The sequence below is a fragment of the Dactylosporangium sp. NPDC051485 genome, assembly GCF_040682015.1.
In the GTDB taxonomy this organism is placed as follows: domain Bacteria; phylum Actinomycetota; class Actinomycetes; order Mycobacteriales; family Micromonosporaceae; genus Dactylosporangium.
Genome location: NZ_JBFAZW010000078.1, coordinates 46,992 through 55,358, shown reverse-complemented (window position 1 = coordinate 55,358; position 8,367 = coordinate 46,992). Strand labels below are relative to the sequence as shown.

Sequence of the window (8,367 nt, the reverse complement as noted above, 5' to 3'; positions counted from 1 at the left end):
GCCCCCGGCGGCCGCCCCCGTGTTCAAGCCCGGCCGGGGCGGCCCGGGGGGGGCGGACCCGGACCGGTCCGCGCACGCGCCGGGCGTACGGGTCGCCGCGGTGATCGACCCGACGGGCGCCGGCGACGCGTTCGCGGCGGGCTTCCTGGCCGCGTGGCTCGGTGGCGCCGACCCGGAAACCGCCCTGCTGCGGGGCAACGAGCTCGGCGCCGACGCGGTGGCCCGGCTCGGCGGCCGCCCCTGAGTCGCTGACCCGGCGCAGGCACTGCCCCCTGACCTGGCCAAGGTCCTACCGGCGGGCCTTACTCGGCGTCGATGACCTTGTGCTCGCCCTCGGTCAGGGCATGCCCCGGATCCGGGTGCGAGGTGGCCCGCCGGCGCAGCCGATTCCGCCACAGCCGGTCCTTGCGGGGCGGGGCGTCGTTGGCCAGGAGCACGGCGATCATCGGCAGCCCCACGGCCCCGGCGGTGCACAGCGACAGCCAGAGCCAGAGCAACGGCGGGCGGGTCGCGACGAGGATCGCCGCGACCACCACGCAAGCGGCGCGCACCAGCATCATCAGGACATACCGCAGCTCACGGGCACGGAGCTCCTGTTCGGGGCTGCGCGCCGCGTCTGTGATCAGCTGCGGTCGTTCCCTGCGGGCCATTAACCCGAGTCTGCCACGATTGGGGAAACGATGGTGCGTCAGATGCCCGTGGGCCTGGTGGCCGCCTTCGCCTCCGCCACGGCCTGACCCTGCTCGCGCGAGGTCGTGCCGGTGGCCAGCAGGTCGCGGATCTCGGTCAGGAGGCGGATCTCCTCGCTCGGGGCCTCGGGCTCGGGCACGATGCCCCGCTTGCGGCGCTCGGCGAGCTTGTTCATCGGCAGCATGACCAGGAAGTAGACGGTGGCCGCGGTGAGCAGGAAGGTGATCACGGAGTTGACGAAGCCGGGCCAGTCCAGGACCTGCTTGCCGATCCTGAGACCCTGAGCGTCCTGCACGCCGATGCCGCCGGTCAGCTTGATCAGCGGCTGGAGAAACCCATCGGTGAACGCGGTGACGACGCCGTTGAAGGAGGCGCCGATGACGACGGCTACGGCAAGTTCGATGACGTTGCCACGTGAGATGAAATCCCGGAAACCCTTGAGCACGTAGGCACCTTACGACCGCACGGGGCATGGCGCAGCATCCGTTCTCCCCCTTTTTCCGCGCCCGTGAGACGGTTGCACGACGTGGCTGGCTTGGTCGAGCAGGTCGCGGCGCGCGCTCTGGCACCACCTCGTCTGGCCCGCGCGCCTGCGCGCCCCCGGGCAGCCGGCTGCCCGGCCTGTTGCGGTTTTTCACAGCGACCCCCATGTGGCGTGACCTCACCCGATCGTCAGGGCGATGATGAGCGAAACGAAGCGGGGAGAGCCGATGATCCAGCTCCTGGCGCCCGACGGCACGCTGCGTGAGGACGAGCGGGCACCACTCGACGTGACCCCTCGGCTGTGCCTGGACCTGTTACGCGACATGGTCCTCGCCCGGCGCTTCGACACCGAGGCGCTGGCCCTGCAGCGCCAGGGTGAGCTCGGCCTGTGGCTGATGTCGCTCGGTCAGGAGGCGGCCCAGGTCGGCTCGGTGCGCGCCCTCGCGCCCGGCGACTACGTCTTCCCCAGCTACCGCGAGCACGCCGCCGCCTACTGCCGCGGCCTCGGCCCGGCCGAGCTGCTGGCCCAGTGGCGCGGCGTCCAGCACGGCGGCTGGGACCCGGCCCGCTACCGCTTCCACATCTACAGCCTGGTGCTCGGCACGCAGGCACTGCACGCGGCCGGGTACGCGGTCGGCGTCGGCCTCGACGGCGCCGACGAGGCCGTCCTGTGCTACTTCGGCGACGGCGCCAGCAGCCAGGGCGACGTGAGCGAGGCGCTGAACTGGGCCGCGGTCGCCAACGCACCGCTGATCTTCTTCTGCCAGAACAACCAGTGGGCGATCTCCACCGCCACCAGCCGCCAGATGGCCGCGCCGCTGCACCGCCGGGCCGAGGGCTTCGGGCTGCAGGCCCACCTGGTCGACGGCAACGACGTGCTCGCCGTGCACGCCGTCACCAAAAGAGCCGCGGATTCGGTACGGCGCGGAGGCCCCCCGGTCTTCATCGAGGCCACGACCTACCGCATGGCCGGCCACTCCACCTCGGACGACCCGCGCCGCTACCGCTCCGACGACGAGGTCGACGCCTGGCGCGAGCGCGACCCGATCACCCGCCTGAACCGGCTCGTGCGCGCCCGCGGCTGGGCCGACGAGGCCTTCTTCGACACCCTCGACGCGGAGGCGGACGACCTCGCGACACAGACCCGGGCCGCCTGCCTGTCCCTGCCCGACCCACAGATCCCGGACATGTTCCGCGCGGTCCTGTCCCACGAGACGGACCTGCTGCGCGAGCAGCGAGAGTGGCTGGAGAAGTACCACACCTCGTTCACCGCCCGCTGACGAAACCCTCCCGCGGGCCGGCGAGGCAGGGCAAGACGCCGGCATGGCCAACGGGTACCTCACCCGCAGCCCGCTCGCGCTGCCGATCGGCATGACGCTCGCCCAGGAGGTGCCGCAACCCTAGACGCAGGAGTCCGACCCGGTGCCCGTGCAGGCGGACCTCGGCTTCCGGTGTCGTCACTCAGCCCGTCCTCATCAGATCGGCGATCGACCGGCCGTCACGCGCACCCCACTCCGCCATGCGATCGACATGCCGTTCGAACGCGGCGGTCAGCGTGTCGGCGCGCCGTTCGAGAAATGCGGCGGGTGACGGCTTGGCCAGCAGGCTCTGGGCCTTTGCGTCGAGCAGGTGGCTCTCGGCCACCTCAGGCGATGCCTTGGCCAGTTCCGTCCGCAGGGTTGAGGCCGGGCCGGGGGCGGCGATGACGCGGTTGGCGAAGGTGCCGACCAGAGCGAGGTCGGAGTTGTCGAAGATCGGCCGTAGCGGGCTGCCTTCGTCCAGCAGCCGGGCGATGTCGACCGGCGTGCCAGTTGCGGGATCGCGCGGCTCGGCGGACAACAGGCAGAGGGCATTGATCTTGGCCATCGCCTGGTTGAAGTGCACCTTGTCGAGCTCGGCGGTGAAGCGGGTGTGCGCGGGCACCCGTTCGAGCAGGGCGCCGGCGGCCGCCACCGGATTCGGGCGCTGCACCGCGCTGATCTGCCCGCGCATGTCGGCGACGCTCTGGCCGCGCGCACGGGTGCCGACCACCGCGCCGCGCCAGACCCAACGTCGCAGCAGTGTCGCCGCGCGGCCCTCCGGGGCGCCGTGCAGCCTGACGAAGCGGACGAGCACCGGGATCACATTGGCGTACGGCAGCAGCCTCACGTGCGGAATCTCGGCCACGTCCCGCAGAAACGCGACCACGTCCCGCAGGTTCGCGGCCAGCGCGCTGAACGTCTCGGTCTGGTCCTCGGCCGACTCGAACTCGCCCGCGAAGTCGGTGCGGAAGATGTCGCCACCGCGGTAGGCAAGCACGCACTGCAGCACGAGTTGGTCGTCGAGCGCGCCGAACCCGAGTTCGGCCGGCACGCGGCCGATCGCCGCCAGGGTCAGCGGCGCGTCCGGCGGTCTGGGAGTGCAGGGCCTGGAAGATCTCGGCCTTCGTGAGCCGCTTTCCGGCATCGTTCATCCGGGTGAAGATGTCCAGCAGCGGCTTCTCGTCGTCGGTGGTGACCACGTACGCGGGGATCTGGTATTCCCGGATCGCCTTCGCCGCCTGTTCCGCCAGCTTGAGCTGCTCGTCCGAGAGCCACTCGCCATTTTCCCGCATCCAGCGCAGCAGGGTTGCGGTATCGAGCAGGAAGCTGACCGGGATCCAGGTGTTGGGCGGCTGCTGCCGAGTGCCCGCGGTGTGGAACTCGCCGGAGCCCAGGTCCAGATGCACCCGGAAGCGCAGGTCCGTGGCGGTGTGCGCCGCGATCAGGGCGCCGACGAGCGAGGTGATGCGCTGCTGGCCGTCCACCACCCACAAGGCCGAGTCGAGCTCTGGCGCCTCGATGGTCAGCGGCCCGACGTGGAGCATATGAGCGGGCGCGGGGCGTCGCCACAGCAGGAGGTTGCCGATCGGGAAGCCGCGGAGAATGCTGTCGAACAGCTTGACGACGTCGCCCGACTCCCACCTGAATCCCCGCTGGAACTGGGGAATCCGAACCACACCGCGCTGGACGTCGCGAACCAGATCCTCCGGGGTGCGCTGTTCGATCCGCGGCCGCTCGAGCGTTGCCATGTCACCTCCAGCCTCGAGTGCCCCAAGCGTAGTCGTGAGGTACGGCGAATCACGGGACGATCGCGGCGCCCCGCGGGCAGGATGTCGGCATGGCCATCACGCCACCGGTCGATGATGCGGCGAACGCGGGCGGTGGCGGGAGCCGTGGCCAGCACGGTCGTCTCCCACTGGCGGACCTGGGCCGAGCACTCGGCGATCATCGGCATCGCGGGGGTCCCGGAGCGGCGCAGACGCGGTGCCCGGGTCAGCGGGGAGCCGGCGCTCGGTGATCGTGGCCGTTCCGCGTACGGGCCGGCCTTCATGCATGGTGATCGTCTGGGATGGCCGGAGATCACGCCACGCCGCCGGAGTCAGGGGTGCCAGGCGGACCGGGCCCGTCGCTCCCGGGGCCAGCTCCGGCGCGTTCTCGACCCAGATCCGGGCGACGAGCAGGTTGGGGTGTCCATCGGGCATGTACTGCCCGATGTGCCACAGCGGCCGCAGCACACCCTTCCCGGGTACCGACAGCCGCCGGCCACCATCGGCGGGCGGCACGAGCGTCAGGTCGGCCCGGATGACCCCGTGGACGCTTTCAAAGCGCCGCCAATGGCACCAGGCCGCCACGTCGGCCAGCCACAGCGACTCCGCGACCTCGATCAGCAGATCCCACCACGCCGTATCGGCGGGCCACTCGAGGTCGGCGAGGAGATCGAGGGCGGCCGCCCACTCGTTGTGCTGCAGGTACTCCCGGACGTCGGCAACCGTCAGCCCGGCCTCATTGCTCGCGCTCGCGGACACCACGGCTGCCGCTCGGCTCAACAGCTCGGCAACATCCACTCCAGCATTGTGCCGACGACACCGCCCGCCAGGCGACACGCAGCCGCCGGCGGCGCTCGCTCATGGCCGCGATGAACTCGCGGGCGGCCGAGGAACCCCTGCCGCGAACTTTCGCCGCGATCGGCCCCTCCGCCGAGTCCGTTTTCGCACTCGCGGTGAAGGACGGGCCACTTGGAACGTGCAATCAAGTGGCTCCGACGAGGTCAGTAGTGGTAGTCCCGGATCAGGCCCTGCAGGTCGCCGCTCATCCGGGCCAGCTCGGCGCTGGCCCGCTTGGCCTCGGCGATGCCCGCCGCGGCGGTCTGGGTGGCCGTCGCGATGCCGGAGATGTTCTCGGCGATGTGTTCGGAGCCGGTCGCGGCTTCAGAGACGCCGCGGTTCATCTCGTTGGTGGTCGCGCTCTGTTCCTCGACCGCGCTCGCGATGGTGGTCTGGTAGTCGTTGATCCGGCCGATCACCCTGGTGATCTGCTCGATCGAGGTGACCGCCGCCCCGGTGTCGTGCTGGATCGCCTCGACCCGCCGTGAAATGTCCTCGGTCGCCTTCGCCGTCTCGTGCGCCAGTTCCTTGACCTCGTTGGCCACGACGGCGAAGCCCTTGCCGCTCTCTCCCGCGCGGGCGGCCTCGATGGTGGCGTTGAGCGCGAGCAGGTTCGTCTGCTCGGCGATCGAGGTGATCACCTTGATCACGTTGCCGATCTTCGCCGAGGACTCGCCGAGTTTGGCTACCGTCTCGTTCGTCTCGCTGGCGAAGCTCGCCGCGTCGTGGCCGACCCGCGCCGCCTCGTTGGCGCTCTGCGCGATCTCCCGGATCGACGCGCCCATCTCCTCGGTGCCGGACGCGACCGTCTGGACGTTACGCGACACCTGCTCGGCGGCGGCGGAGACCAGGTCCGCCCGGTCCCGGGCCTGCTCGGCATTGGCCGACACCTGCTCGCTGGTCACGGTCAGCTGCTGCGCGGCCGATGCCAGCGTCTCGGCGTTGCCCGCCACGGCCCGCACCAGGTGCAGGGTGCGGTCCAGCTCGTCGTTGAACGCGCCGCCCAGCGCCTGCAGCTCGTGGGTCCCGGCCGGGGCCAGCCGGAAGCTGAGGTCGTTCTGGTCGCGGCTGCGCAGCGCCGTCGTGTAGCGCACGACGACCTTGCCGACCTTGGCGCTGTAGAGGTAGACCACCGCGCCCATCGCCAGCGGCAGCAGCACCGCCAGGCCGACCAGCAGCTCGATCGAGGTCCGGGTGGCGCTGCGCGCGTCTCGCACCGCCTGCGCCGCGCGGTCGTCCAGCAGCGTCTCGAACTTCCGGATGGGATCGGCGACCGCGGCGTAGTCCTGGTCGTACTTGGCGTCGAACACGATCGACCGGGCCAGGTCGCGCTTCGCCTGGCCGCCCAGCGCCTGGTCCTCGGGGGTGAGCTGGACCTGCGCGACCGCGGGCGGCATGTCCTGCACGGCAACGCCGGCGGCCTCCAGCATCAGCCGCTGCGAGCGGGCCTCGGTCCGCATCATCGCGTCGGAGTCCGTCTTCGACTTGTCCACCAGGGCCAGCTCGTCGCTGAGCGCGCCGAGTCCGCGCAACTGGGCGACCACCCGCTCCATGGTCTTCGTCTGGTCGATCTCGCGCCAGTAGTTGTCGAGGTGCTTGCGGTCACCGGTGGCGGCGTAGCTGCGCATCTCGGTCGCCAGCCGGTCGTTCGCGCCGTCCATCTCGACCGCGAGCGCCTTGAACCGCGCCTGGCGCTCGTACGCGGCGTCCTGGCGCTGGACCGCGCCGTGGACCATCCACACGGCCAGCACGAGCAGGCCGGTCATCAGCAGCAGGATCCCGGCGGCGGCGCGGTTGACCGTGGACTGCCGCAGGCTCCGGTGGTGCGACGTCGCCACAACCAGCACCTTTCGGTGAGCACGTCCGGAGCGGACGCGGACACTCTGGTGTTCGGCCAGGCCGCCGGATATGTGAGGATAGTGGGGCCTTTTTCCAGATCACGCGCGCACCCGCCGTGCGCGGTCCACAGCTGCGTGCGCGACACAACGGCTGTGGTCGCGTCCTGCCGGGGTTGAGGGAGGATGTCGGTATGCCGTTTTCGTTGCCGATTCCCGCTGAGGCGAATGCACTGCTGGATCGTGACGCGTTAGCGCTGGTGGCGGGCCTAACTCTTGATCAACAGATCACGTTGGAGAAGGCGTTCACCTCGCCGTGGGTGCTGGCGCAGCGGCTCGGGCACGAGCCGACCGCGCAGGAGCTTGCCGACTTCGACGCGCAGGCGCTGGTGGAGGTCTTCGCCGCGCCCCCGGCGTTGCATCGCTTCCCGAAGGCGATGGCGGCCCGGGTGCAGGAGGTCTGCCGGGTGATCGTCGACCGGTACGACGGCGACCCGGCCGGGATCTGGGCCGGTGTCGCCGACGGCGCGGAGTTGCTGCGGCGGGTGCTGGAGTTGCCGGGGTTCGGCAGGCAGAAGGCGCAGATCTTCGTGGCGCTGCTGGGCAAGCAGTGCGGGGTGCGGCCCGAGGGCTGGCGGGAGGCCGCCGGCGGGTACGGCGAGGAGGGCTCGTTCCGGTCGGTCGCCGACATCGTGGACCAGGACTCGCTGATCAAGGTGCGGGAGTACAAGAAGCAGATGAAGGCCGAGGCGAAGGCCACGAAGGGCGGCTGACCGGCCACGGCCGCACGCGTCAGTCCGACCCGCTCGGCAGCGGGGCGCCGGTCTTCAGGCCGCTCAGGATCCGCGACCAGGCGTCGTCGCGCTCCGGGTCGGCCGCGCGGTCCACGTCGTCGCAGGTCAGAATCTGCCCGACCGAACGTGCCGCCGACTTGAGTGCGGCTTGGGATGTGAAGGGAGAACCCCGGTGGCGGACCTGCAGGAGCTGATCGGCGAGCTGGAGGCGCAGGAGGCGCGGCTGGTGCTCGGGCGCTTCGACAACGACGACGCGTGGACGCTCGGCTGCCTGCTGGTCGAGGTGGCCAAGGAGCGCGGGCTGGCGATCACGATCGACGTGCGCCGCGGCGGGCAGCAGCTGTTCCACGCGGCCCTGCCCGGCACCGCGCCCGACAACGACCGGTGGATCGAGCGCAAGATCCGGGTGGTGGAGCGGCTGCACGCCTCCTCCTACCTGGTCGGGCGGCGGCTGGCGGCCAAGGGGGCCGCGTTCGACGCCGGCTACGGGGTCGACCCCGCCGACTACGCCACCCACGGCGGCGCGTTCCCGATCCGCGTCCACAATGTGGGCGTCGTCGGGGTGGTGACGGTCTCGGGCCTTCCCCAGGCCGACGATCACGCGCTGGTGGTGGAGGTGCTCGGGCGCTTCCTCGATCGCGTGTCGTGATGCCGACAAGCG

The 8,367-nt window shown here is 71.0% G+C and carries 8 protein-coding genes and 1 pseudogene; 4 read left to right on the top strand and 5 right to left on the bottom strand.

Annotation, left to right across the window (positions count from 1 at the left end):
• Positions 1-244, top strand: a 244-nt coding sequence (locus tag AB0M46_RS35275) for a PfkB family carbohydrate kinase (protein ID WP_363343327.1), incomplete at its 5' end; no start/stop codon positions are given.
• 58 nt (positions 245-302) lie between these two features.
• Here the strand turns inward: AB0M46_RS35275 and AB0M46_RS35270 are convergent.
• Positions 303-650 (bottom strand): DUF3099 domain-containing protein, encoded by a 348-nt coding sequence (locus AB0M46_RS35270; protein ID WP_363343326.1) that lies wholly within the window; start codon positions 648-650, stop codon positions 303-305.
• A gap of 38 nt (positions 651-688) precedes the next feature.
• Positions 689-1,135, bottom strand: coding sequence for a large conductance mechanosensitive channel protein MscL (gene mscL / locus AB0M46_RS35265; protein WP_363343324.1), 447 nt, complete (start codon positions 1,133-1,135; stop codon positions 689-691).
• A gap of 265 nt (positions 1,136-1,400) precedes the next feature.
• On the opposite strand from mscL, the gene AB0M46_RS35260 reads away from it, so the two are divergent.
• Complete coding sequence (locus AB0M46_RS35260) at positions 1,401-2,453, top strand: thiamine pyrophosphate-dependent dehydrogenase E1 component subunit alpha (protein ID WP_363343322.1); 1,053 nt, start codon at positions 1,401-1,403, stop codon at positions 2,451-2,453.
• 181 nt (positions 2,454-2,634) lie between these two features.
• Here the strand turns inward: AB0M46_RS35260 and AB0M46_RS35255 are convergent, their stop codons facing one another.
• From AB0M46_RS35255 to AB0M46_RS35245, 3 genes and pseudogenes are all read right to left on the bottom strand, one after another.
• Positions 2,635-3,525, bottom strand: a complete 891-nt coding sequence (locus tag AB0M46_RS35255) for a hypothetical protein (protein ID WP_363343320.1) — start codon at positions 3,523-3,525, stop codon at positions 2,635-2,637.
• 106 nt (positions 3,526-3,631) lie between these two features.
• Positions 3,632-4,222 (bottom strand): annotated as a pseudogene (locus tag AB0M46_RS35250) (DUF262 domain-containing protein); the annotation flags it as partial.
• A gap of 1,019 nt (positions 4,223-5,241) precedes the next feature.
• Entirely contained in the window at positions 5,242-6,915 is a 1,674-nt protein-coding gene (locus tag AB0M46_RS35245) for a methyl-accepting chemotaxis protein (protein WP_363343318.1), read from the bottom strand.
• Positions 6,916-7,106: 191 nt separating this feature from the next.
• On the opposite strand from AB0M46_RS35245, the gene AB0M46_RS35240 reads away from it, so the two are divergent.
• Positions 7,107-7,685 (top strand): HhH-GPD-type base excision DNA repair protein, encoded by a 579-nt coding sequence (locus AB0M46_RS35240; RefSeq protein WP_363343316.1) that lies wholly within the window; start codon positions 7,107-7,109, stop codon positions 7,683-7,685.
• Between the two features lie 193 nt (positions 7,686-7,878).
• Positions 7,879-8,355, top strand: a complete 477-nt coding sequence (locus tag AB0M46_RS35235; RefSeq protein WP_363343314.1) for a heme-degrading domain-containing protein — start codon at positions 7,879-7,881, stop codon at positions 8,353-8,355.
• Positions 8,356-8,367: the final 12 nt, after the last annotated feature.

Bases quoted from the DNA above. Each gene is read 5' to 3' on its own strand.
- AB0M46_RS35240 (WP_363343316.1), top strand. From the start codon at position 7,107: ATGCCGTTTTCGTTGCCGATTCCCGCTGAGGCGAATGCACTGCTGGAT.
- AB0M46_RS35270 (WP_363343326.1), bottom strand. From the start codon at position 650: ATGGCCCGCAGGGAACGACCGCAGCTGATCACAGACGCGGCGCGCAGC.
- AB0M46_RS35260 (WP_363343322.1), top strand. From the start codon at position 1,401: ATGATCCAGCTCCTGGCGCCCGACGGCACGCTGCGTGAGGACGAGCGG.